The sequence below is a fragment of the Pedobacter africanus genome, from assembly GCF_040548825.1.
In the GTDB taxonomy this organism is placed as follows: domain Bacteria; phylum Bacteroidota; class Bacteroidia; order Sphingobacteriales; family Sphingobacteriaceae; genus Pedobacter; species Pedobacter africanus_A.
This window is the reverse complement of the sequence record NZ_JBEPSL010000003.1, coordinates 906,568-932,125: the sequence shown is the minus strand read 5'-3', so window position 1 is coordinate 932,125 and position 25,558 is coordinate 906,568. Positions and strand designations below refer to the sequence as shown.

At 40.2% G+C, this 25,558-nt stretch carries 21 protein-coding genes and 1 pseudogene; 8 read left to right on the top strand and 14 right to left on the bottom strand.

All coding sequences use genetic code 11. The annotated features are described in order from the left end of the window. The 3 genes and pseudogenes from ABIE26_RS19765 to ABIE26_RS19755 all read right to left on the bottom strand — a co-directional run. Nucleotides 1-291: pseudogene (locus tag ABIE26_RS19765) on the bottom strand (3-keto-disaccharide hydrolase); the annotation flags it as partial. 42 nt (nt 292-333) lie between these two features. Beyond that, nucleotides 334-1,647 (bottom strand): MFS transporter, encoded by a 1,314-nt coding sequence (locus ABIE26_RS19760; RefSeq protein WP_310145104.1) that lies wholly within the window; start codon nt 1,645-1,647, stop codon nt 334-336. A gap of 41 nt (nt 1,648-1,688) precedes the next feature. Continuing rightward, on the bottom strand, nt 1,689-3,524 hold the full coding sequence (locus ABIE26_RS19755) for a class I mannose-6-phosphate isomerase (RefSeq protein ID WP_310145103.1): 1,836 nt from the start codon (nt 3,522-3,524) through the stop codon (nt 1,689-1,691). Nucleotides 3,525-3,748: 224 nt separating this feature from the next. On the opposite strand from ABIE26_RS19755, the gene ABIE26_RS19750 reads away from it, so the two are divergent. Next, nucleotides 3,749-4,480: a GntR family transcriptional regulator gene (locus ABIE26_RS19750; protein ID WP_310145102.1), complete on the top strand. Its 732-nt coding sequence runs from the start codon at nt 3,749-3,751 to the stop codon at nt 4,478-4,480. 26 nt (nt 4,481-4,506) lie between these two features. On the opposite strand, the gene ABIE26_RS19745 is transcribed toward ABIE26_RS19750, so the two are convergent. Genes ABIE26_RS19745 through ABIE26_RS19725 form a run of 5 tightly spaced genes read right to left on the bottom strand, consistent with a single transcriptional unit; the run spans nt 4,507 to nt 13,374 of the window. Beyond that, nucleotides 4,507-5,811 (bottom strand): hypothetical protein, encoded by a 1,305-nt coding sequence (locus ABIE26_RS19745; protein WP_310145101.1) that lies wholly within the window; start codon nt 5,809-5,811, stop codon nt 4,507-4,509. Nucleotides 5,812-5,851: 40 nt separating this feature from the next. Further along, nucleotides 5,852-7,051: a DUF4998 domain-containing protein gene (locus ABIE26_RS19740; RefSeq protein WP_310145100.1), complete on the bottom strand. Its 1,200-nt coding sequence runs from the start codon at nt 7,049-7,051 to the stop codon at nt 5,852-5,854. A 27-nt stretch (nt 7,052-7,078) separates the two neighbouring features. Beyond that, the gene (locus tag ABIE26_RS19735) at nt 7,079-8,260 is read right to left on the bottom strand and encodes a DUF4959 domain-containing protein (protein ID WP_310145098.1); all 1,182 of its coding nucleotides are present in this window, start codon (nt 8,258-8,260) and stop codon (nt 7,079-7,081) included. A gap of 34 nt (nt 8,261-8,294) precedes the next feature. Then, entirely contained in the window at nt 8,295-10,205 is a 1,911-nt protein-coding gene (locus tag ABIE26_RS19730) for a RagB/SusD family nutrient uptake outer membrane protein (RefSeq protein WP_310145097.1), read from the bottom strand. Nucleotides 10,206-10,224: 19 nt separating this feature from the next. Next, nucleotides 10,225-13,374, bottom strand: coding sequence for a SusC/RagA family TonB-linked outer membrane protein (locus ABIE26_RS19725; RefSeq protein ID WP_310145096.1), 3,150 nt, complete (start codon nt 13,372-13,374; stop codon nt 10,225-10,227). A 299-nt stretch (nt 13,375-13,673) separates the two neighbouring features. Here ABIE26_RS19725 and ABIE26_RS19720 point away from each other — a divergent pair, with 299 nt between their 5' ends. Then, nucleotides 13,674-13,979, top strand: a complete 306-nt coding sequence (locus ABIE26_RS19720; protein WP_354376243.1) for a hypothetical protein — start codon at nt 13,674-13,676, stop codon at nt 13,977-13,979. Nucleotides 13,980-14,000: 21 nt separating this feature from the next. On the opposite strand, the gene ABIE26_RS19715 is transcribed toward ABIE26_RS19720, so the two are convergent. The 4 genes from ABIE26_RS19715 to ABIE26_RS19700 form a co-directional block, all read right to left on the bottom strand. Further along, nucleotides 14,001-14,549, bottom strand: coding sequence for a dihydrofolate reductase family protein (locus ABIE26_RS19715; protein WP_310145092.1), 549 nt, complete (start codon nt 14,547-14,549; stop codon nt 14,001-14,003). A 64-nt stretch (nt 14,550-14,613) separates the two neighbouring features. After that, the gene (locus ABIE26_RS19710) at nt 14,614-15,396 is read right to left on the bottom strand and encodes an AraC family transcriptional regulator (protein WP_310145091.1); all 783 of its coding nucleotides are present in this window, start codon (nt 15,394-15,396) and stop codon (nt 14,614-14,616) included. 384 nt (nt 15,397-15,780) lie between these two features. Next, nucleotides 15,781-16,716, bottom strand: coding sequence for a hypothetical protein (locus tag ABIE26_RS19705; protein ID WP_310145089.1), 936 nt, complete (start codon nt 16,714-16,716; stop codon nt 15,781-15,783). Nucleotides 16,717-16,889: 173 nt separating this feature from the next. After that, nucleotides 16,890-18,173, bottom strand: a complete 1,284-nt coding sequence (locus tag ABIE26_RS19700) for an SEC-C domain-containing protein (RefSeq protein WP_310145087.1) — start codon at nt 18,171-18,173, stop codon at nt 16,890-16,892. 116 nt (nt 18,174-18,289) lie between these two features. Between ABIE26_RS19700 and ABIE26_RS19695 the strand changes: the two genes are divergently transcribed. The 3 genes from ABIE26_RS19695 (at nt 18,290) to ABIE26_RS19685 (ending at nt 20,617) form a co-directional block, all read left to right on the top strand. Continuing rightward, nucleotides 18,290-19,342: an HNH endonuclease gene (locus ABIE26_RS19695; protein WP_310145085.1), complete on the top strand. Its 1,053-nt coding sequence runs from the start codon at nt 18,290-18,292 to the stop codon at nt 19,340-19,342. Continuing rightward, nucleotides 19,342-19,578: a hypothetical protein gene (locus ABIE26_RS19690; RefSeq protein ID WP_310145084.1), complete on the top strand. Its 237-nt coding sequence runs from the start codon at nt 19,342-19,344 to the stop codon at nt 19,576-19,578. The genes ABIE26_RS19695 and ABIE26_RS19690 overlap by 1 nt, the downstream gene beginning before the upstream one ends. Before the next feature lie 478 nt (nt 19,579-20,056). After that, nucleotides 20,057-20,617 carry a hypothetical protein gene (locus ABIE26_RS19685; protein WP_310145082.1) on the top strand — a complete coding sequence of 187 codons (561 nt, stop codon included), beginning with the start codon at nt 20,057-20,059 and terminating at the stop codon, nt 20,615-20,617. A gap of 5 nt (nt 20,618-20,622) precedes the next feature. Here ABIE26_RS19685 and ABIE26_RS19680 read toward each other — a convergent pair whose 3' ends face one another. Beyond that, a complete protein-coding gene (locus ABIE26_RS19680; protein ID WP_310145080.1) occupies nt 20,623-21,921 on the bottom strand; it encodes a hypothetical protein in 1,299 nt (432 codons plus the stop codon). Nucleotides 21,922-22,456: 535 nt separating this feature from the next. Continuing rightward, nucleotides 22,457-22,729, bottom strand: coding sequence for a helix-turn-helix domain-containing protein (locus ABIE26_RS19675; RefSeq protein ID WP_310145078.1), 273 nt, complete (start codon nt 22,727-22,729; stop codon nt 22,457-22,459). A gap of 155 nt (nt 22,730-22,884) precedes the next feature. Between ABIE26_RS19675 and ABIE26_RS19670 the strand changes: the two genes are divergently transcribed. The 3 genes from ABIE26_RS19670 to ABIE26_RS19660 all read left to right on the top strand — a co-directional run bounded on the left by ABIE26_RS19670 (nt 22,885) and on the right by ABIE26_RS19660 (nt 25,550). Then, complete coding sequence (locus ABIE26_RS19670; RefSeq protein ID WP_310145077.1) at nt 22,885-24,267, top strand: putative phage abortive infection protein; 1,383 nt, start codon at nt 22,885-22,887, stop codon at nt 24,265-24,267. 73 nt (nt 24,268-24,340) lie between these two features. Further along, nucleotides 24,341-24,619: a hypothetical protein gene (locus ABIE26_RS19665; RefSeq protein ID WP_310145075.1), complete on the top strand. Its 279-nt coding sequence runs from the start codon at nt 24,341-24,343 to the stop codon at nt 24,617-24,619. A gap of 109 nt (nt 24,620-24,728) precedes the next feature. Beyond that, complete coding sequence (locus ABIE26_RS19660; protein ID WP_310145074.1) at nt 24,729-25,550, top strand: hypothetical protein; 822 nt, start codon at nt 24,729-24,731, stop codon at nt 25,548-25,550. The last annotated feature ends 8 nt before the right edge of the window (nt 25,551-25,558 follow it).

Sequence of the window (25,558 nt, the reverse complement as noted above, 5' to 3'; positions counted from 1 at the left end):
AAGGATCATATCCCCATGAACAGCATGGCTAAACAGATCGCTGCCATGGCCTTTTTTTCCGGGGTTATTGATCAGTGTCCCCGATCCTTTTACAGGTAGCAATTCATTTGCTGCACTCAGGTTTGCTGTTACCGAACCGGCTAAGGTCCAGCTGCTGCCCGGGTTTTTAAAAGCAGAAAGGTCGTTGAGGCTGAACTCAGACAGGGTGGTCAGGTCCTGCCCCGATACCACAACGGTTCCAAACAACAAGACCAATGCTGTTGTTCCGAACCTTAAATAAGTCAATTTCATTTGTGTGCGTGTGTTTTTAAGCTAATTAAACATAAAAATAATCTAAGACCAGAAAGATTCGATCTCTTCCAAAGATTTCCCTTTTGTTTCCGGCAGTAATTTATAAACGGTTATAAAAGCAATGAGACAAAAGGAACCAAACACTAAAAACGTAGCCGGCGTGCCCGCATATTTTAACAGCAGAGGTGTTACCTGTCCCATAATCGTATCGGCAACCCACATTACCATAATACTAATACCCAGAGCTTTGCCCCGTATCCTTGTTGGAAAAATCTCGGAGGCCACCACAAATTTCAAAGGACCTATAGAAAATGCAAAACAGGCCAGAAAAACAGTAACACTGGTTACCAGGAGCAAACCTGAAGTCAGTCCCTGCCAAAAAAGAAAACCTGTAACAAAAAGACTGGCAAATGCGCCTATGGTCCCAACCAGGTAAAGTGGCCTCCGGCCCCATTGGTCCACCTTCCAAATGGCAATAAAAGTGAACACCAGGTTGGCTGCGCCGAAGATAACCTGCCCAAGAAATGAATTTTCCAAAGCAATCCCTGCATCATGTAAAATAGAAGGGCCATAATAAATGATTGCATTTATACCACTCAACTGAGAGAATAAAGGTAGCAGAATACCTAGCAGCAAAGCTTTTCTGAGCCTCGGGGCAAACAGTTCTTTGTAGGAACCGGTATCATCAGCACCTGTCTCCTCCAGTCTGTTTTCCTTTCTGTGCAGCCATCTCGGACTTTCAGGAACAAAAAACAACCCGATCAAAAAGAGTATGGCCAGCAATCCGCCTATGCTGAACATTCCGCGCCAGACCTCTTTAACGTAAATAAGATCGATAAGATCAGAAAAACCAGCAGAAGTCTGATGCGCTGAATAATTCAATAAAAGAGAATTTGAGATGTAAGCCAGTAAAATTCCAACTGTAATGGCCAGTTGATAGCAGGTAACAAGGCGGCCCCTGATGGCAGCCGGCGCAATTTCTGAGATGTACAATGGCACAACTATGGAGGCAACACCTACACCTATGCCCCCAACTAAACGGGCAGTAATCAGCCAATCGAGCGAGTTGACTACAGAACAACCTATTGCTGAGATCAGAAATAGTATTGCCGAGATGAACAATAGCTTTTTGCGTCCTATTTTATCACTCAGGCTCCCGGAAAATGAAACCCCCAGGATACATCCTACCAGAGCTGAAGAAACAAACCAACCTTCGTAAAAGGCCGTTAGTTGAAACTTCTTTTCCACAAATGGCAGTACACCAGATATTACGGCCATATCGAAGCCAAAGAGCAGTCCGCCCAGAGAAGCGACAAGGGTAACTAAGCCCAGGTAAACTTTATTATTTTTATGCATAGGGTTCTGTTTGGTCAGGTTAATCTTTATGGTTGGTAAATTTATAACTGAATGTTATGCTTCAGGAAAACTTTAATCACTTTGGCCTGCTGCAGCCCATGATTGATGAGTTTGCAGCTGCCGGTTGCCGCAGGCACAATAAATGTTTCCGCATAGTTAAACCTGTACGAACCGGCATCCCTGACTTCTGCTGAAATTGCAGTTCCCTCTACAAGCATCAGTACATGACATTTATCATCTGTATCAAAAGTAAATTCCGTATCAAACTCTATCCGTTCTATTTCGTAAAAATGGTCTTTATGGGTCGACAGCTTTATCAATCTCCAGTCCGGCCCCTTTTCTTGTACATTTTGTTTAGAGATCAGTTCTTCAGCAACTTTACTCCCTCTTCGTTCAAACCGCAGGTTATTAAACGCATGTTCTATATTGATAGGACGTGGCTTTCCATTAAGCCCCAGGGCAAGCCAGTCGTACATCTTAAACGTAAAAATATATGGTGTTGCGCTGATTTCAAGCACCAGGTTGTTTACGCCCGAGCTGTGTACAGTTCCATTAGGGATCAGGAACAATTCATGTTTATGAGCGGGAAAACTCTGCACATACCTTTCCACTTCAATCTTCTCGTTTGTTTGCTGGCTATGTTCCAGGGCCTTTCGAAAAGCTGCAGGATCAATATCTTCCTGAAACCCGAGGTAGACTTTAGCACCTGGCTCACAATCCATAATGTAATAGGTTTCGTCCTGTGTAATCATCTCGCCAAATTGCTCCCTGATGTATGATTTTGAAGGATGACATTGAATGGATAGGTTACCTCCCTGAAAGGTGTCCAGAAAGTCGAACCTGATTGGAAAATAAGTTCCAAACTGCGCAGCATGCCTGCCCAGGATAGCTTTAGACTCCAACTCCATTAAAAGATCGAAAGATATTTCCAGCAGCTTACCTTCGCTTTCCAATATCAGCCCATTTTCTGGTGTAATCAACTCAAAAGACCAGGCATAATTAACTTCTTCGGTATTGAGCCCTTCCAATCTGTTTTTCATCCACTGTCCGCCCCAGGAACCACTCTCGAACCAGGGTCTTGCCCGTAAAACAGCATGGCTCATCTTTCTCAGTCCTTGCTCCAGATCCTGCTTAAAGATCCAGTTCAGTGTATCAAACCACTGTCCATCGGCAATAACAGAGATCCTGCTCAGCAATGCCGACCTGTGTTTGTTATATACCACCCAGTCTACAAAATAAAACCGTTTATACATGTAAAAGGGGGCATTGGTAATACTGCTGCCCAGGTTACTGATGGCACCTGCCCTCATCCGGTACTGAATCTCGTTTTTGGGTATTTCAAAATAGATAACAGGAGCGTCCAGCTCCACTAATCCTGCTCCTGCACCTATAATGATATTGAGCGCTTTGGTTTCATCTTTCTGTAAGCCAGACAATTCGTTGTAATTGAAAAAATCCTTCAATTCAAGACCGGTCTTCCTGCCCCATACTTCATTTTCACCGCCCAGGAAAGGCGCAACCAGGGCCTCAAGGTCTGCTTCCGGCTTCAGGTAATCTGCTGTAAATTGCCATTTTACAGTAAAGCCACGCGCTTCAAACACAGTTTGAAGCCGCTGTTGTATCTCATTAAAAAATATACCGCCATAACCATCAATAAGCACAACTGTTTGCTGAATGATCCATTCAGCAAGGCTGTCAAAACCGTTTATAATCTTTTGGTCGCCCAGGCTAAAAAAGGGCGTCGGCTCATAATTTTTAGCGCCGGTCAGCTTACCTGCATCTAGGGGTAATAAAGGCTGCAAACTCGCTCTCCAGCTGTTTAGGTCAAACTGCTGATGCGCCCGGGCCTTTATCGTATTTTCAGAATCTTCAATCATATTTTCGTGTGTTGTCATCAATTACCACAAACCAACATGTACAAACATATAAAATCCATAAAATAATCATTTAAATACTTAAATATGGATTTCAAGAACAAATCAGCAGATAAAAAAGCACATGAAATGCTATATGTACAAACATAGTAATTTATTAATTATTTGCAAATATATTTTCATAATTTTGTGCTTATCCCTACATTAACTAGGATAGAAAAACAGACATGAAGATAGCGATCAACCATAAAAGTCCGATCCCCCTACACATTCAGGCTGAGGAGTTATTGCGCAAAATGATTAAGCTGCCGGAATTTCAGGACGGAAAGCTTTTACCCAATGAAATTGATCTTGCCAACCAGCTGGCCATATCCCGTACCACATTACGTCAGGCTTTAAACAAACTGGTTTACGAAGGTCTGTTGATCCGGAAAAAAGGAGTAGGAACCAAAGTCGCAGATACACAGATCAGCTCGAAATCTGCAAACTGGCTCAGTTTCTCGCAGGAAATGCAGGCCAGGGGCATTCCCATCAAAAATTTTGAACTTCATGTAAGCTGGATTTATCCAACAGAAATCATTGCCAATTTTTTTAACATTAAAACTGACCAGAAAATATTAAAGCTGGAGCGTTTACGCGGAAAGCCTGAAGGCCCTTTTGTGTATTTTGCATCCTACTTCCATCCCCGTACAGGCCTAACCGGCGACGAAGACTTCAAAAGACCACTTTATGATATATTGGAAACCGACTACAACATCATTGCCGAACTTTCAAAAGAAGAAATCAGTGCAATAGCTGCAGATAAGTTTATAGCCTCAAAACTGGAAACAGAGCCGGGCAGCCCTATTTTGTTCCGAAAGCGATACGTGTATGATCAGGCAGAGCGTCCTATAGAATATAACCTGGGGTATTATAAAGCGGATAGCTTTATTTACGCTGTGGAAAGCAGAAGAGGATAATAAAAAAGGGGCTATTGCCCCTTTGATCATTTAACCCCTTTCTCTTCCAGTTCTGTTATCGCACTCCATAACACTCCGGCTTCCCCTCTAAAACTGGCAGAGCCCTGCGGTTTATTATCTGGCGTGTACCATTCGTAAAAGCCTTTATTTTTAATTACACGATCTAACATTGGCTCCAGGGCTTCACATGCTTCTTCAAGCAGGTTATAACGGATCAGCTGGGAAACCATACGCCCGCCAAACCAGGTCCAATCGCCCCCATTCTGGTAAGAATAAGGCCCCATACCGCCATTTTTAAAGTAACCTTTCGGATATACGGGGTAGATGGTAAGGCCGATGGTGGCTGCATTGGCTTTTTTAACATTCTCCTGCATTTTTCGATAGGCCGTTTTCACTTCCTCTTTGCTTAAAAGCCCGGCTTCTATTGCAACAGCGGTTCCGCCATGATAATAGATCTCGTCTTCATTAAAACCGGCAGGGAAAGGAGAACCATTTAAATAAATATGAGGTATAAATTTCTGGTTCTTTTTATCCCAAAGATGTTTACGTGTATTGGCAGCAATCCTGGCGCTGATGCCCTTCCAGTGTTTTTGTTCTTTTGCAGAAAGTGCGGCAATCTCGAGAAAGTCATTGATGGCAATAACAAACATGGCATTGTCGTAAACATCAATAGCCAGGTGCGAACTGGAATCCAGCTCAACACCCCAGTTGTGCTCAGGCTGTACATCACCCCAGTCAACCGTAGTTGCCCCCCACAAAAGCCCGTGTTTCTGATCAAACCTTTTGGTCAGTAGAAACTGCATGGCTTGTTCCAGTCTTTTTTGTACGGTAAGCCCGCCAATCATTTCTTTCATGATACCTTTATCACGGGTACCTTTTACGTACTTTGCAATTGCCTGAACAAGCGAAGTCTCCTGATCGGTCTCTACCGTATTTTTATGCCCGGCATACCCCGGGGCCAGGTCTGAATGGTAATAGTTATAGGGGACACCTCCTTTTTTTACCGGAATATAGCCATCCAGAATTGCACCATCAGGCTGCTGAAACTGAAAAAAGGTAAGCAAATGCTTTTTTATCAGCTCTTTATCATTCACTTTAGCCGCAACCGTTATAAAGGTATTCAGGTCCCTTATCCATACCTCGCCATACCCATCGCCGGCAGTAAAACCTTTTTTTACCAGACGCTCTGCCATTCCTTTTACAGAATCGGCCATAGGTTTAACGAAAGTTATCTTCTGCGACATCTCTCCGGGCAAATTCTGCTGTGCTCTGATACCTTTACCTGAAACAAAGGCACCCAGCATTGTTAACAATACTATTTTTACTTTCATTTGTGTGTTGTATTATATTGTGGGTTAAAATATTAAAAAACTATCGGTCGCGTGTAAAGAATGTAAGCTCAGCTATTGTGGCAAAGGCATCAATGCCCCAGGTCTCAAGCACTTTGATGCGGATATACCTTACTTTTGGTGAACCTGGAGGGAGTAAAAATTCTTCACCCGCATTTGCATAAGCGATGTCGGCACCACTGTTTTGTCCCAAAGGCAGGCCGGATGGTTTAACAGACTCGCAATCGGCAAGCTTAGTCCAGCTTGTCCAGCTGCCATCAGAATTTGGATTGTTGCTTCCCCAGATCTCAAACTTTCTTAAGTTCTGCTGTGCATAAAGCCGGTCTGGTGACTGCCAGGCCTTAAACCTGTTTATTGAGGCTGCAGACCCCATATCAAAAGTAAACCATTGCGGCATCCTGTTGATGGTTGCAAAGCCCGGGATGTCATATTTATTGTCCCACATGTTAGGCATAAGCCAGCCGTGCGCAGTGGTGGCATCAGTAGGGAGCACAAGAAGCTTAAACCCTGCTTTATCCATCTGACGTTCAAAAAAAGGTATAATTGCTGACGCATAATCCTTAGAGAACACATCAATAGACAAGGGGTTCGGCTTGTACAATGTCTTATAGGTAAGGGTACTGCCCTCTTTATAGTCCTCCAGATAGCTTACCGCATCCTTTGCCGGAACAATTACTTTTTTACTGGTACCATCCTGACCTGTATAATTTACCTCAGTGCCGATATCCCCAAGGTTGGCACTTACCCAATTCATCTTTAACCTGGTATCAGCGCTGCTATATTGCATGCTCTCCAGTCTCCGGTTCACCACAGATTCGTGGTAACTTGCCCCAAACACCTCACCCGAGGCATTGTAAATAACAGAAGGATTATTTTTTTTATCGTAGGTATAAATTACGAAATTATAATTTCCCTCGGCCAGGTTATTAATAATGAGATCGAGTTTGTTCTTGATGTGCTCCGGTTTAACAACCGCTTCAACCGAATCCCGTTTGTCGTTCCAGAAAGCTTTCACTTTTGTAACCAGCGGGTCGTTGCCAAGAAAAAGTGACAATTGAATGCGCTTGTTACCCGAATAGACAACAACAGAATCAACCCTTCCCGCATAGGCAATTTCCCCGCCTTTCATAAATTCCTTATAGTAATCTTCTTTGGTACATGAGGCAAAAAACAACCCCCATGAAAGGAGAAAAAAGCAACAGCTATATTTTATTAGTTTCATAATTTTCTATTAATACTTAAAGACCACTTAATTTGGATCGCCCCACACCGAGATTTCATTAAAATTCACATAGGTGCCATCTGTCCAGTTCCTCAGTGTTTTAAACCTGATGTACCGGACCCTGGGTGCGCTTGCCGGAATGGCAATAGATTCACCGGCATTGCCGTTTTCAATATCGGTTTGCGACAACTGCCCGTTCGGTAATCCAGAAACTTTCACCTGCTTATGGGTAGCCAGCAAAACCCAGTTGTTAAAACTTCCGTCGGCTGCAGGTGTACTTGCGGTACCCCAGATTTCCACATCGCGCGGACCATGCCAGTCGTAAAAGTATCCGGGTCTCATGTAATACACCAGCCGGCTTATCTTGGCCGTAATCCCCATGTCAAAACTCAGCCATTGCGGCATTCTTGCAGCATCATTTGAATGATAAAAACCTTCGTAAGCGGTCCCATAGTTGGTACCATCAAATAGCGGTTCAATTTTACCGCCATATCCCAGGCCGGCGTCGGTAGGCAGCATCAGCCCCCGCATTTTTCTGAAATCAAATTTGGTCTCAAAAAGTGGTTTAAGTTCCAGGTACAGGGTATCGGATAAATTACCCCAGCGGTCCCTGACAAAAAAACCAAACCTTGCCTTTTCTGCTTTAAGGTCCCTTACACTAAAGTCGCCTAGCTTCTGTTTGGTATTGTAGGTTCTGGCGGGCACAAAATGACCTAGAGAGTCATTTGCCAGTACCACTATGGCCAGATCGGCCTCCGTTTTGTTCTCAAACTTTACATTGATACCACCGAACTCTTCAGAAGCGGTAATGCCATCGCGCACAATTTTCATGATCGGCGTTTTCGGATTTACAGTAACCTGCACCGGCTCCGAAGCATTCTCTCCTTTATCAACCGCATAAATACTCACCTGACAAGGATCGGTAGAACCGAAGCCGACCACGGTTAAACTATTGTTAAAGCGACTTACTTTCGTTTCCCTGATCTCTCCCTTAGGCGTTGTATATACGGCCCTTATGTACAACAGGTCTTCTGCAGGAGGTACATCGAAGGTAATTTCTGCCGCTCCGTTTAAATTTTTCACCCGAATGTTGCTCACCGGTCCCGGTGCAACCCCATCATTATCTATTGGCCCCGGCACGTCCTGCTTACAGGAAAACACAACCATTGAACACAATCCGATATAAAAAAGCCATAACAGTTGTTTCATAATTTTATATTTTAAATTGAATTGTTGTTGATAATTACCAGCCCTTGTTTTGCACCAGATTTGGATTAACCTGTATGGCATACTCTCCTATTGGCCAGAAATAATCCCTCGGACTATTGAAAGACTGATTAAAAAGTAACACCCTGCTGTTGTACTCCTCGATGGTGGATTGAAGGATATTCCAGCCATAAATGGGCTGGTTCAGGTTCCTGGCTGCTGTTTTCCATCTTCTAAGGTCCCAAAAACGGCTCCCCTCAAAGGCCAGCTCTATTCCACGTTCCTGTCGGATAATGTCACGCATTCCATCTGCATTCGTATATTTATTGGGCTTGCTGGAGTAATTCGACCAGGAGCTTTCTACTGATTTCAGACCGGCGCGGTCCCTGATCAGGTTCAGATAAGGGAGTGCTGCTGCAGCATTCCCGGTTTCATTCAGTGCTTCCGCATACAAAAGGTACAGATCCGCCAGGCGCATAACCGGCCATGGATAGGACTCTACAACCAGCGAAGTTGAGGTGGCCACCATGGCAGGCGACACCAGTTTTTTGGTAAAATAACCGGTGATAGAATAAGCCCGCACCTGTTTTTTTCCACTATGTTCACCAGCCTTACTTTGGATGTTGTAGGTTCCGTTCTCCATATACCATTTGGAACCGTCGAAAGCCATATCGGCATAAAAACGAGGTTCCCTGTCAAAATGCAGTGAGGTGGTCTGGTATCCAGGCTGCATCTGTATATCCTGTGTTTCAACAGTTCTAAGTTTAAATCTGTTGTCGTAATCCCAGGTATTGTCTTCTTCTATAGGCACCCCGTTTTTTGTATAGAAAAGTTCGGCCATTTTCATGGTAGGTGCAAATTTACCCCTCAGCTCTTTATTGATGTCATTTGGGTTCAACACCGGGCAGGCAAACAGCTGTAAAGAATAAGTAGGGTTTGTACCTCCGGAAGTCGTTCCCCAGATCAGCTCACTGTTCCATTTTTTACAAACTGTGTTACGTATGTTCATTTCAATCTGCGTAGCCTCATCCACAGTTCCTATATCTTTTACAAAACGGTATAATTTCACATCGGCAGCATGGGCCTCATCGATAGCCCGTTTGCAGGCAACAACCGCCCTTTCCCATTTTTTTGCGTCATAAACAGGATTAAAAAGTGCCTTCCCGTCTTTATTTTGAAGACTTGCGAAATCCGGGTTACCATTAAACAACGGGCTTGCCGCAGTAACCAGCAGCCTTGCCTTGATAGCGAGTACAGCTACCTTGGTAATCCGGCCATATTCTGAAGCCCCATTGGAAATTTTACTAGGCAAACCAACATTGGCATTTCCGGAGCTGGCCTCATCCAGCAGGTCTGAAATGTAGTTCACCACAGAATCAACAGGCTGTCGGGCTGCTTTTACCTCTTCCGGACTGGCAGAAATCGGCAGGTTCCGGTCGACAACAGGGATAGGCCCGTACATCCTGAACAGATACCAATGGAAATAGGCCTTTAAAAATTTGACTTCGGCTATCCAGCGATCTTTTACATAAGGTTGCAGGTCGGTAACTTTATCTATATTTTCCAGAAATATGTTACAGGTCCGGATGCCCTGCCACATTGAACGGTCATCAAAACCATCCCAGTAATTCATCTTTGGGTTGACCCTGTTTTGCTCTCCCCTTGCAATTTGATAGGAGTCCAAAGAAAAGAAGTCCATGGTCATTGGCCAGTAGGTCCATGTTTCGTCCCCGGCATTAAAACCAGGGTTCATGTCGGGATTGCCTTCCCTTGGCAGAAAAGAATAACAGGTAAACAAAAATTTCTCTGCCTCGGTACGGTTTGAAAATGCATTGTCAATGGTGGCCACATTATCAGGTACCACGTCCAGGTAACCTTTCTTGCATCCGGCACAGATGATCAATAACAGAAAGCCTATGCGGCTGATGTTTTTATATAAAATATTCATTTTAAATAGTTTTAAAGGGTTAAAACTGTACGTTAAGCCCCATGTTAAATACCTTTTGAAGCGGATAGCCCAAACCGTTACCGGCCTGTTCAGGGTCCCACATTTTAAATCCGCTGATCAGAAACAGGTTGCTTCCGTTGGCATACAGTCTCAATCCCTCAATCCCTAGCCGTTTAAGCATTTTTGCATTAAAATTATAGCCCAGTTCAACAGTTTTTAATCTGAGGAAAGACCCATTGCGCATCCACCAGGTGGAAGGCTGATTGTTATTTGTATTTCCATCTGAACTTAATCTTGGCCAGAATGCATATAAATCGTTATTGTCTTCAGACCAGTGGTCTTTGGCAATCACATCCAGCAAACCATTCTGGCGGCTCCCATTCATTACAAATGGTGAAATTGCTTTGGGGTCTATAAACAGGGAAGATCTTGCGGAACCCTGAAAAAATGCACTGATGTCAAAATTGCCATAACCGGCAGAAAGGCCGAAACCATAGGTGATTTCGGGAGTTACAGGATGAGAAAGACCGTTTATCATATCCAGATTGGTAATCTGTCCATCCCCGTTCAGATCGCGGTATTTTATATCACCGCCCCTAACCTCACCAAAGTTTTGCTTTGGTGAATTTGCAACATCAACGTCATCCACAAACAGCCTTTCTGCTATCAAACCATAGGTTAAGCCCAGAGAATGACCAACCCTTGACAGGTACCACATATTTTCCGGATACTCCGGTTCTTCGTTGACCAGCAGCTTGCTTGTGGCAAAAGTAAATGTACCCCTTGCCTGCAGCCAGGCACGGCCAATGGTTTTGTTGTAATCCATAGCCACATCAACACCCTTACCCTCTGCCACGCCAACATTGGCACTAATGGGGGCAGTTAGGCCTAAAGTGGTTGGAATGTACACCCGCTGCATTAAAATATTGCTCCTACGCTGTTTGTAAACGTCAACCACGACATTCAAGGCATTAAAGAGCCCGAGATCCATCCCTATATTGGTGATCTTCGCTTTCTCCCAGGTGATATCGTTGTTTGAATACCTTGAAATAGCAACCCCAGGCCTGGAATAGCCATAATTCTCTCCAAAAACTGCTCCGCGGGGACCGCTGTTCATATTTACGTTAGACAGGTAAAAGAAACGATCGTTCGGATTTCCGATCTGGTCATTTCCTACAAGTCCGTAAGTGGCCCTGAATTTCAATTTGTTGATGGTTTGGGTAAGCGGCTTAAAGAACTTTTCATTATTTACATTCCAGGCTACGCCCATTGACGGAAAAAATCCAAACCTATGGTCTGCCGCAAACCTTTCAGATCCATTGTAACCGAAATTAGTTTCAAATAAATACCGGTTGTCATATCCATAGGTAAATCTTCCTGATATCCCCTGGTTTCTGAAAGGGAGAGCCAGCTGAAGCTCCTGTGCATTGCCGTTCAGGTAATTTCTGATGATGCCAATAACTAAGCCGCTCAAATTATGTTTTTCTCCAAAAGTCCTGTTGTAATTTACCGCCGCTTCCGCATAGGTTGTGGTATTGACAACTTTCCCTCCTTCCGAATAATTCAAATATTCAGTAGCCTTGTTTTCATTCAGGAAATTCAGTGTATAGCCAGCCGGGGAACTGTTGGTAGGATTGGAAGAATAAAAAAAAGGATTGTACTGCCTGCTTAAACTAAAATAAGAATAGCGCTGTGTGTACGCCATAAACCGGGCATTAAGGCCCTCGGTAAGAAATTTAAGGTCCTGCTTCACCTCCAGTTGCACATTCAGATTAGAAGTATTATACTGCTGAAATCCGGAAACCATCGAAGCATATGGATTTTCATACAATTCTTCTCCAGGTCCCAGCAAAGCATTCCCAAAAATCGGGTGCTTGGCACTAGGCAGGTCTGAGGAGGGGAAACGTGCGGGAAACATAACAGGGTTGGCCCCCATGGCACTATTAAATATAGCAGCTCCGCCGCCAATGGGCCCGGTGTAATCGTCAAAAGCTCCGGAAGTTCTCACAATCCCGTCGGTAGTTGGCGTGAACTTCACATTCACGTTAGACCTCACCTCATAACTCTTAAGTTTGATGTTATTGTTAAAAATATTCTTATCGTCATTTTTTAGCACACCATTATCCTGATTATAAGTTCCTGAAATGTAATACTGAGCCACCTTGCCCCCGCCACTCATGTTCATATTGAAACGTTGGTTCATAGTGTGATCTTTAATCAGCAGGTCAACCCAGTCGTTATTGGGATATAAATAAGGATTGGTTCCTGCTATCGTACCATCAATTTTATTTTGAGTATAAGGGAGCGCATTACCAGGAGTACGGGTCAACACGGCTTCATTGGCCAGTTTCATATAAGTAATGTTATCAGCCAGTTTAAAATTTTGTGTATTGGTCGACACCGAATTCTCGGCCCGGAAATTAAATTTCGCTCTTCCATCCACACCAGACTTTGTAGTTACAAGCACAACTCCATTTGCCCCCCTTGCCCCATATAATGAAGAAGCCGCAGCATCTTTAAGTACAGAAAAACCTGCAATATCGTCGGGCTGTAATCTGGCTAAAGCAGTATTTGTAGATTCCATACCATCGATCAGGATCAGGGGATCCACTTTACCAGATCCGAATGTGGTGATCCCGCGGATAAAGAACTGTGCATTATCAGCACCTGGTTCGCCGCTTCTCTGATAAGCTACCACACCAGACAGCCTTCCGGCAAGCATGGTAGTGAGGTTACTGGTAGGCCCTTTTATCTCCTTAGGGTTAATGGCAGTAATGGAACTGACCATACTTTCTTTTTTTTGCTGACCGTAGGCAACTACGACGACTTCGTTCAGTTCACTTTTATCCTGCTGCAGGGTAACATCAATTTTTTTTTGCCCTTTAATTTCTACTTCGGTCTTTAAAAAACCTACAAAAGAAAAGACAAGGACTCCTTTAATATCTGTTACTTTGATGGCATAATTGCCATCAGCATCGGTAGTTGTGCCTGCCTTACTGTTTTTAAGCAACACACTTACTCCCGGAAGTCCAAGTCCACCCGCATCTTTTACCTTGCCCTGAATGGTAAATCCATCAGTTTGGGCTATAGATACTTGTACACCGACACCTAGTAAAAAAATGCATAAGAGATATCTCACTCTAAAGCAGGAAAAGATACTTTGGTTCATAATTTAATTGAGTTTAATTTGGTTTGTGTTACCTGACGGCAACAGTTTGTACATACATATTTACATATTAATATTTAATGATCAAATTTTTTTTAAAAATATTTTTATAAAACGGCATTAAAATAGAGATCAAGACCTTTTCTATTGGCACCCTGCACCTAATCATCTATATTTGAACGATACTTAACAAAATGATAAAACCGCTTTGCTTAGTTATAGTTGCTGTATTATGTGCTTGCCGGAATGGAGCTCCTGATCATAAAACGCTGTACCGTGCTATCCATACAACAGATACCGCTATGCTCAATATCCATCTGACAGAAAAAGAATTTTATGGTCAGCTTGAGATCAACTATAAAGGACTTTATACAGATTCCGGGAATGTAACAGGAATTATAAAAGGTGATACACTGAGAGGCACCTATCGTTATCGCCATTATGGAATAGAAACCTGGCATACCATTCCAATAGCCTTACTAAAGAAAGGGCACAGGTTGATTATGGGTGAAGGTGAGACAGAAATTTATATGAACATGCGCTATTTCAGGAAAAATGCGCCTATCGATTATCAGAACCCGAAATTTGTATTTGAGCTCTCTCAGTAACCCTATTCAGTCTTTTCATTATTATTCAGGTATTGGGTTATTTTCGACACCATAACGTATAGACACCAACCCGGTGTCATATGTTTTACTTTCCAGAAGGCTGAGTTTGCGCCTTCCACCCTGCTTCCCGAACAGGGTTTTGCCGCTGCCCAGCAAAATCGGGTGCACAGACAGCCACAATTCGTCAACCAGCCCCTCCTTCATCAAGGCGCTAAATAACGAAGCACCACCAAACAGCCAGATGTCTTTCCCTGGCAGATTTTTTAACCTTCTCGCTTCCGAAATACTGTCTCCCGATACCAGTATCGCCCCTTCCTTTACAGCTTTCAACGTTGTAGAGAATACATACTCCGTAAATGCAGGCATCCCTGGTACTGCCTCTCCATCAACACTTTCACTATACTGCTGCATCATTTCGTAACTCTTACGGCCAATAAAAATGGCATCGATACGCTTAAAAAATTCGTTTAATCCATAGTCCTGATCAGTAAAGCACCAGTCATATTCGCCATTGGGCCCTTCGATGTACCCATCCAATGTGATGGCCAATCCTAATATTAATTTTCGCATGTTGTTTATATTTATATTGCAAAAATGCGCAGGTTCAATTGCAGTTAATTGTACAAAACGGACATCAATATAAAATATCCGGGTTCAACACTACCTGTCGCGGTGTATAACCTGTGTAGTCCTTGTAATCGCGAATAAAATGTGCCTGATCGTAATAACCACTTTTGCAGGCTATTTCGGTAAGTGAAAGTACAGGATGCCTTTTCAGGTGATCGAGTGAACGTATGAACCTGTAGACGCGAAGGTATTCCTTTGGTGACAAGCCCACCTGTTCCTGAAACTTCCTGGAAAGCTGACGCTGGCTAAGGCCGGTATCAGATGCGAGCTGCCTTGCAGGGACCAATCCGCCAGAAGATTGTGCTGCGCTCAGGCATTGGGTCATATGCAAATCATCCTTAGCATAAGCCAGTTGCCCAAACAAGTACTGCTGGATAAGGTCTACGCGGTCCTCATTACATGCGGCACCTGCCATCTTTTCTTCCAGCGCTGTGGCCGTATCATGCCATACATCAGCAAGGGCGGTCGTAGTGTTTGACAATTCATGCATCGGGATTTGAATAAACCTATACGCCATACCCGGATGGAAACAAACGGCAACAACCCCTGCACCCTTACGCATCTGTACATCCATAGACTGGTTCATCCGGAAAGTAACTATACTGCGTTGATGTAATTCGCCACCAATGTGGGCAACAGGCGTATTGGTATAATTTAAAAACAGTTCCGCACAAGTATCGGGAAGTACACGAATATGGCTTGTCTCGGTATCATCGTCACAATCCATGGTACATATCAGTTTTACATAAGCCTGCAGAACCGGGATGATATCGTAGGTTTGTATACGCATACTGAATTTTCTATAATTTATCTGTTTTCATCAAATATAAGGGTAATATTTTGGGAGCTATCCGTATCGATGGAATTAAAAATGCTGAAAACAAAAAATCCCGTAAGCTATAACCTACAGGATTTAATAATTGTGTCGTCTTCCCTGTACTTATTTCGAACCTTTTTCTGCATGATTTGAGGTTATTGGCTGCGTTGGTACTTCCAGAACAATCATAACTTTCGCTTTTCATTGAATATAAAATATTCAAATTATATTAGCTTAATTAGAGCCACCTTATGTTTAGATTATTTAAAAAGAAAGTAAAAGAATCGGAAACGTTCCAAAACGACCACCAAGAATTTTGGCACTAAATAACCTTTTATGATAGTGTGTTATAAACCTCTATAACTTATCATCTTTATTGAAAACCCATTCATCCCATTCTTCAGGAGTTCTACTAATATTTCTAGTATGTGTTAAAAACACTCCTTGATTATATTTTTTATCCTGCCAACAAATCTCCATTACCTTTTTTATATTGCCTTTTTTGATCTCTATGCCTCTTGGACGATAAATCAAACCTTTTCTTATAGTTTGAGGATTATCCAATGTTAAGTAAAAAACTAAGCTATGAATTATCATCTTAACCGCCATTAAGGTGCTATCTCTAATTATGAAACTTGGAGCAATATAGTTGTGAGTTTGAATTGTTCCCTCCGCTGCATCAACGTATAATCCCCAACCCTCTGGAAGAGGTTTGTCATTATAAAGGATATCTACATAGATATCTTTCATCTCACATTCAATCTTTTTATCACCACTATAGATTTGTTTAGAAGCTATATATGAGCATGCTGTTTTCAGCATCCATTTTTCTAAGTTTTCACCACAAAAAATAGAAATATCATTGACTGGTTTTTCAATATTTAACCCCTTCTCATACTTATTAAAAGTTTTGTGGAATTTACCAATTTCAGTATCAAAAGGTGATAATAAGGAATTGTGACGAACACATAGAACATTAGCAACTAAACCTGCCTTAGGCATGATTTTTACTTCTCCAGGCTTGCCATACGGTGGTCCTTGTATTTTTACGACTTTGGCATTACCTAAATTAGCTAAAATGTAGTTTGAGATCAAATGTTCTTTAGAAATTTTAGTGCTGCAATCATTTGTTTTATTTGCGTAACAGCCTTTGTGTGAATATCCAGTAATTGGCTCGTCTCCAACTAATCTAACAGGTTTCTTATTCCATCGATTTCCTTCTAAGCAACAAAACTTAGCCTTTAATCCACTATCACACGGACATAAATCATAAGGAGAAAAGGCATTATTCATATCCTATATATAAATCCTGTACGTTTTAATAGTTAAGCACACCTTAAAGCAGCTATTGAATCTTGTGATAAAATATTACTCTTGTTGAAATTCCCTATCCTGACCCACTAACCAAAGCACATGTTCAGGCGAAAATCAATGCACACCTTACGCCTAAAAATGGCTGATTCCGATTAACTTTCTTCCAAAAGAAGTTGCCTCGAAAACACGTTCATCTTCTGTCCTTGCAACTCAATATTAGTCAATATAGTCGAAACCTCTTCCCAGGTTCGGTTTAAAGCACAATTTAGTTTTTGCTCCTGTAATATTCGATACCCCACCAGTAAATCCGTCATTTCTTTATGCTTTATGATTTTTGAAACGGGTACTATTAGAGAATTGAGTTTTGTAAGCTGATTATCTAGGTATTCTATTTGCTGCCTGCAGTCTTTAATTATCAGCAGTCGTTTTCCCTCGTCATCCAAAACAGAAAACTCTTCTAATGTATAGGTTATTTTCGGCTGTACTGTAAAAATCGCGGCGATCTTTGTTTTCCAGTTTTCCGCCAGATAAGACAAAACCGTATCGGGATAGTGAACTTCGATTCCAGAAAGTAGCTCTTTATAAAGACGATCGAGGTCATCCAGATGTTGACGGCTAATAGGTCTATTATGTGCCTCCTCTCTCCTGATCACATTTAGTTCTACCATTGCGTCTTCAAATGCTGTTTTTTTATCAAACAAATGTTTGAAACGCCCCCAGTCAGCACTGATTATCTTTTTCAGATCCAGCGTAAAAGTATAATTGATCAGCACTTCCCCAACTTCTACTGAATCACCAAACTGGTTAGCATAAATTCGTTTCACAGGATCTCCGAAAGTTTTATCAATCCCCAGGTTCCACCAGTCCAAACCAAACTTTTTAAATAAAATCTTCTTGATCACTGTCCTTAACGCATTCTCGATATCAGAAATGATGGCTTTAGCCCTGGAAAGTCTGTAATCATGGGTATTTTCTTGGAACAAAGTCGTCCGCAACCACTCAATGGAGTTTCCATTGGAGATCGTAGCCGCAGAAGCTCTAGATGATACTGCATACATCAATTCATCTTCCTGCTGATCAAACGCCCTAATCGCAAAATACCGGAAGTGCATTCCTTCATAAGGGTCGTCTTTAAAAAAAGCAGAAAAAAAACTCATAATAACAGCCATTTCCTGTTTAACTTCAAAAGAATGTAAACCAAGCGGATAAAATTCACATAAAAGTGTGTCCTCATTCATTAACATGATTTGTTTCACGTTAACATTTTTCACGTTGCCTTGAAAAGTATCTAAATGTTCAAGTCCGGTTTTTAAAAAACCACATATGGTAGCAATGGAAAAGATGGTCTGCTCATTATCTACTGGTTTGTTCATACAGCATTTTTTATATTTAAGCCCACTCCTGCACTGGCATAATTCGTTTCGGTTCGTTTTCAATGGTTAACTATGGGTTCAGTTGGAGACAATACGTTAATTGCATTTAAATATACAAACTTAAAGTGGAGACAAACACATGATGTTGTACCTTTAGTTGTGAATTAATGCGTTTATAAATGAATTATAGAACATATAATAACCTCCAGTCTGATCTCGATAACTTCTTAAATCAGTATGAGGAATTATGGGTTTATACACCCCCTGAAAAACCGATTCAAAGCAGAATTCCTCAAAAAGATCGAACTTGCAGGTTTTGTAAAAAGCAATACCCTGATGTCGAATTTAAACATGACCCACACATAATTCCACAACTGTTAGGGCGTAATTTTGGTGTTTCAGATTACGAATGTGATGACTGCAATAATCTATTTTCTCGTTATGAGAATGCTCTAGCCGATTATCTTGGTCTAGTCAGAACATTTTATGCAGCAGGCAAATCAACTATTCCAACTTTTAAATCCCCACAAGATTCTATTATTGCCCGAATGGCCGAAACAAATGGTGATAAAAATGGAATAACAATATCCAATCTCAATCACAACAGATTTCAAGTAGATATAGAAACTGGAATAAACACTATCACTTACACAAAAAATTCTTACATTCCTGTAAATGTTTACAAATCGATATTAAAAATCGCATTAACATTGATACCAGCTAGCCAGATTTACAGTTACAACATGATGTTTGATTTTATCTCAAATGATACAAATGATATCGCTTATGTACAGTTCGCTAAAGTTTTCAGTTATACCACTAATCATAGAATAGATAATCCATTATGTTGTTTATTTCAAAAGAAAGACAGGAATTTACCAAGACCGACGCATCTTTTCAAACTGTACTTTGAAAATTTTGTATACGAAATATTTATTCCATACTACACCAATGATCTAGCTCTTTATGATACCGGGGAACTTAGCATAACCTACTGCCCACCCTTCCTACCAGATGGAATTTCTACCTCGGCAACTTGCGATGCTGACTTTATTGATTTTACTTCCACCCAAAAAAAAATTGGAGAAGTCGGTAAGATTATTTACAAGGTAAATCCAGAATATTACAAAAACAATTATATGACCGATCCTAAAACAGGTGAAAAGACAACTTTTAAACCAGAAGAAATTTCAAAAATTTCAATTTTCAGAATTGACATAAAACAAGATTAATGACCAAAGAACTATTTTTCACAGCCAATGACGGAATTACATACACTGTAACCGTTACGTCCATTCCTTTTAATGATAATGGAACAAATCGAATTAAATTCGAGGTTAAAGATCCTTTTTCAATCAATATTTTACAACGTCAAGAACAAGACAATTGGGTAATTCTGGAAGGTGATATAAAACCTGAACATGTAAAACTTGTTGGAGCAGTTATTCGCAAAAACTTTAACACTTAAAAATAGAAAAAGCCAGAATTTTCATTCTGGCTGTGTGGAGATTTGGGACTCGAACCCAGGGGCATTTATAATAATTTCGTTCTTTTCAATGTCAATAGATTAACTTTCTTCTGATCCCCATATTTGCCCCGATCCACCTTAAAATGTTATTTTTCATATCGTTTACATTTAGTTGTTTTAAAAAATTGTTTACACTTACTACTCCCATCGCGAACTGAAAAAAAGTCACATCCGGGCAACCAAAAAGTAACACTGACATACATCCAAGAACTACTGCTATCCAACATTCGTACCCAATTCATGTCAAAAATTAAGCCACATTATAACATTATTATAACATTTAAATAAGATTTCATTATAATTTTAAACCAGGAAACTGATAGATATCTGAGTCACTTATTCCCTTAACCGTCTCGGTATTTTATACGGGGGCGCTTGTATTGATCAATTGTTTAACTTTACGCATTAATCAACGCAAATGGAAAGAAGAACGGCTTTAAAGACTGCATTGTTACAGAATTACTCTGCTGAGAATGCTGAAAAGTTTTTGAGCTATAGCTTAACTAAAGAAGATCTAGCCTTTATTCAGGACACCGCTAAAGAAGTGCTAAGAAAAATGCCACCAAAAGCATTCAATTGTACGCAAATATCTGCGATATGGGCTGCAATTATTGAAGATCACTCTAACATCCCTGTATCAGTTATTTGCGGAGATCTTCATTTTACGGATAAAAAAATATTTGTATGTAAAGAGCCACTTCCGGGCCCTGAAGCAGGTAGTGTAATAGATGGTATCTGGGATGGACATTGCTGGTTGGAGTTTGGCGGATTAATTGCAGATGCCTCTTTCTTCCGTACAGTATACTTTGGCGAAGTTCCTCACCAATTCAAAAATTTGGTTATACAAAAATTTGGGCAGGGTCATGGAACTATAATAGCTACCCCTGAGCAGATGCGGACTAATGAGCTTATATATTTACCTAAATACTCTCTGAGCGACATACAGATCAATGGACTAATTAATGGCATCGAAAGATAAAACCCCTAATTTTCAGGATATTCCTCGTGCGTAACTTTAAATACTTCAACATCTGTAAACCAATTTAGCATTTTAAGATCGGAAACAAGCCCTTGCTCATAATCCTGCCCAAACGGTTCAATGTCCTTCAGCAAACCAAACCTAAACCCATCCAATTTATTGGAGAACCCGATAACCACTACCTTTCTATCCCTATAATTATTCATAAAAACATATCCCTCAGCAGCTATCCGAATCAGTTCCATTACGCCATTATGGGACATACCATCAACATACAATACCATTGTGACAAGCAGATCTTTAACCTTTCCGTATCGCCTTGCAGTAAATAAGCCACTGGCATTTTTATACTGCTTGGCAAATCCCAGTAGTTGAGAGCCTAAAATCCGTCTTTCGAATCTGCTTAGGGAAAGCAGCTCAACGGCTAATTCAAGATTGGAAGGTTTAGTTGAATACAAAACCTCATGCTTTACAAATTCGTCAATAAAATAGCTATCTGTATCTGCCATCTTCTTGTTTTGTACTTCCTTTTGTTCTAAATACCTATTCCATTTACCATCAATATCGATACCCCCTCCGTTATAGTCATTTAAATAAAATACCTTGTTGAATTTCCGAACGTTCCAATAATAATCAGCGAGTAAATCAAGCTCATTTCCCGAAATTAACAAGCATCTATTTCCTACGATTTCACGTTTGGAATTGTAATCTATAAATGACTGTCTCACTTCAGGAGTCCAATCCTGTTGGTCACCCGTCATAAGGGTTACATCTCTGTCCAGAAAAATCACCTCTCTTTCTGAGAGGTAAGCAATAAAATCAGGGATGGTATCTAACTCATTAACAGCTCCCAAAAAGGCCTCCCAATTAAACACATGTACGTATTTTCCATTTCCGGTCATCCTGCCACCAGGATAGAACAAAGGACTAGTGCTATGATTTACGATTACCCGATGAATTACAGAATACTTCATAGGCTCGAACAATGCTTCCCCTAAATCTATATGATTAATATACACTTGTCCGCCATCGAACAACTTCCTTTCCGCACCAGATATTTGGGCTACAGCTTTATCAAGTGTTGACCTGAAATACCTTTCGTAATTTCCTTTGAAAGCGTAATTTTTGACGGAAAGAATTATAGCCGTATCACGGAAAAGAATAAGCAGATCACAGATTTCCTTTTTTGATCCTTTTTCATCTTTAGGGCCGGGGTAGCACCAGAATTTAAGATAAGTGTCAAAGGCCAGTTTATTCACAAGTTTCTCGCCAATGTCACCTTTTTCATTGATATTTTCATTCATGAATGAAGATAACATTTTAATTGTACACAAAGACAAAGCTATTATGGCCGTTCCTTAGAGATTTATCTTGTGATAAATAATTTTTGTATTGTCCGGCTGTAATCCGAACAACTATTGTATGACTTAATATGCTGTCTTGATCTCTTACTTTTTTCCTTGACATAGGATACACTTATCAATGACTTCAGGATCACGAGTTCCGAGTGATCCTCTGTCCGAACGGACAGCAAAGATCTTTTCGCATGCGAAAATACATCTTTGCTAAGTCCACGAGGACTTCAAAGCAGATCACCCGAAGGGTGCTGTGACCTTCGGTATCGGTTATAAAATGAAATTGATTTACGGTAAAGAATGGCGTTGTCAGACGGAGAATTTTCTGTGAATTTCTTCCAGAATTTCCTGGTCTTGAAAAGTCAGCGCTTGTCTGAGCAGACGTTTAATCCGGGTACGGGGTTTGGCTCTGGATCGTTTGAGCTTTGGCTGAAATGTTCCTAAGAAATCAGCTGTCTTTAAAGTTGTTGTTTTTTTGCCTTATTCATGATGAAGCTCCCTCCAGTAATTTCACTATCTCATCATGCTTATAGTAAAGAAGCCCTCCTATTTTAGAAAAGCGTAATGTGCCATTTCTCCGAAAAGTTGCCAGTGTCCCAGCGGAAATGTTTAGGATAGAACGAACTTCATAACTTTTAAGCCACTCCTTTTGTTCTTCCCTTTTATTCAGCTTGTAGCTAGGTCTTTTTAATTCTGCAAAAAGTTCGACTTTAAACTTCTCCAGATCCTCTTTTGTGATTAAATCAAATTCTGCCATAAACGTTTTATTTTGTTCGATAGAGCAAAATTTGAAATAAGAGAATGAATAACTTGGTGACTTGTTAGGTAGTCCCCAACAATAAGTGATAAAAAATAAATCTATTGTATAGTTTCACTATTTTCGGGACAATAACCAACCAAACACTGTTAATAATGAATGATAAACGCCCTATAATCGCAAAAGAAGATGACGATTTTATAAGTAACAACCCTGACGGAGCAATCAAAGGCCTTGCATTACTTTTCATTGCAATAGGATTTATCTCATTTATCATAAAGTTTAACAATGAGCCAAAACCATTAGATGTAAAACAAAACATACCTAAAACAGAAACAGTAAGCGAGCAAACTTCCCCAACTGCAACTGAGCCCAATGACCCAGTTAAAGATTATTGGGCAATTAATGGAACAATTGGCGATTTTGTAGGTGGAATTGCTGGGACTCTATTTTCATTGTCTGGATTTGCTCTTCTATATTTAACATTTAAAAAACAAACAGAAGCAAATGTTACACAACTCAATGCTTACAATCACGATAAAGTTGAGGGTAGGTTCTTTGAACTAATTAAATTACATCGAGACAATGTAAATGAAATTAAATTCACAACCGTAAAAGAAAAAATAGAAGTAATTAAAGGTGAACACTTTACCCGGCTGGAGCGAATCACCTATGAAAACAGGCATTTCTTTGTTGCTGTAATGGATCAGTTCAAAACAGCCTATGATGAACTGGGTTATTTATTCCTTAATTTGACTGAGGATGACATATACGATCCCCGCTATCTACAAAAATTGAAAAACAATGCGACCTTAGTAACAAGGGAGATTGAATTAATCAAATATGCCAAAATCGATATATTATATTTGATTGTGTTTTTTGGCGTTGGGAAGGACGGCCAAATAACAATAAAAAGTATCGTAGACCAAAAGTATAATAAATCTCTTATAGACAAAATACTGAAAACTGGGGCATTAAAGCCAAATCGTGAGTCTACTCATTGGCTAAAATGGAATTCTAACCAAAAAGCAAAAAACATTTCCGAGATCAATGAACAATTAATTAAGGCTCATGATGGCGAAGAGTATAATATTGACTGTTATAATGGGTGGTTAACCGATGGCACAAAATATATCCCATTTAAACCATATTATCCAAACAACTTTGACAAGTACTACGGTGGACATCAATTCCGACTTGGGCATTATTTTAGGCATATTTTTCATACAATCTCATTTATCAACGACAATCCTGAGCTATCATCAGAAGAACAATACAGTTATATCAAACATCTTAGAGGTCAGTTCTCTACAAATGAGCAGATCTTGATTTTTCTAAATAGTATATCTCAATTAGGTAGAATCTGGGAGTTAGAAGATAAAAAAACAAGTGGTGAAGTTGAACGATGGAAACAAATAATGTCTGATTATATGGTAATAAAAAATATACCAAACGATGAAGTTATACCTGGCATTAAATTATCTGATTTTTACCCAAATATTGTATATGAAGGCTTCGACACTCCAAAATCACTGTAACGTACGGAGTTTTGTAGTTTAGGTATTAATCATCCCATTTACATTTTGAAAGAGTTCAATTAATTTAAAATTTATGTTTAAAATCAATATCCAACCAGAAAGACTTCCATATTTAAGACATTCTATTTGGATTGAGATAGATGCTTTAATGAATGAAACTTTAGGGTTTACCATGTCCTGGAATGATAATCAAATAAGGTTAAAATTAATTGGAGCTGAAAATACAATCTTAATAAATTTCCATGATGATAAGATAAAGATGTATAAAACCTCATTAGTTAATAAGTCTGAACAAGATAACTTGTTTCAAAAAATTAGTGAGATTATTGAAAAATCAGTATCAGGTAAATAAGATTAAAAAAGTTCCGAATATCTCGTCGACAGCCGATAAAATTGACTACAGAACGTCTCAAATGAATGCTGCAAGACACTTACACTGCAACCCTAACCCGTCCGAACAAATGGATAAATTCGACAAAATAATAGAAGTAACCAAAGTAAAAAAACAAGTTGATGAGTCAGAAAGTATGGCTTTATGGAAAACATTTCAACAGGGAAGATCATCCTATTTGATTTTCTTAGATAATAGCAAAACCATCCGTGATTCGATAAGAGAGCTAAATTCAATTCCACTTGGGGAGCTAGATATTAATAAAAGATGGCGCTTGCAACGACGGGTCGTAAAGGACATACATAATGTCATATCCTCAGGACAAAATTTTCTAGACCATCTAAAACATTCACATAATTTTTCCGAGGCCGTTTATGATAAGACTTACACCATATTTTTCAGGGAATTAAGAAACTATTTAGTTCACAATGATACTTTCAAGCTCGTTACCAGGAACGAATACAAAAGAGACGAGGAACCAAAGTTTTACCAAGCTATGGACAAATCTGCATTTACAACATTTGTAAATAAGAAAGGGAACCAAATATATGATAGGATTCGATTAGACAGCTCCAAAGTTTCAAAAAGAGAACATAAACTATGTAGTGAACTGCTTTCTCTGTTAAATTTCTTGGATGAAAAAGAGAAGCTATTCGATTTTGAGCCCATCCTTCGTCATTACGTTATTTCCTTGAATGCCTATTATTCAAACTGGGTGTTATCAATATTGAAGAAGAAGGTGAAATTATCAATCTTAAAAAAATTCACTGAGGATATGAAAATAGTCCATAACCATTTTCACAATAGCTTTAGTGAATCAAGACTACGTTACCTTAGGCTTGCGATCTACAAAAAGAACAAAATAATTTCTGGATTGAAAAAGGCTCGTTAATAACCGCC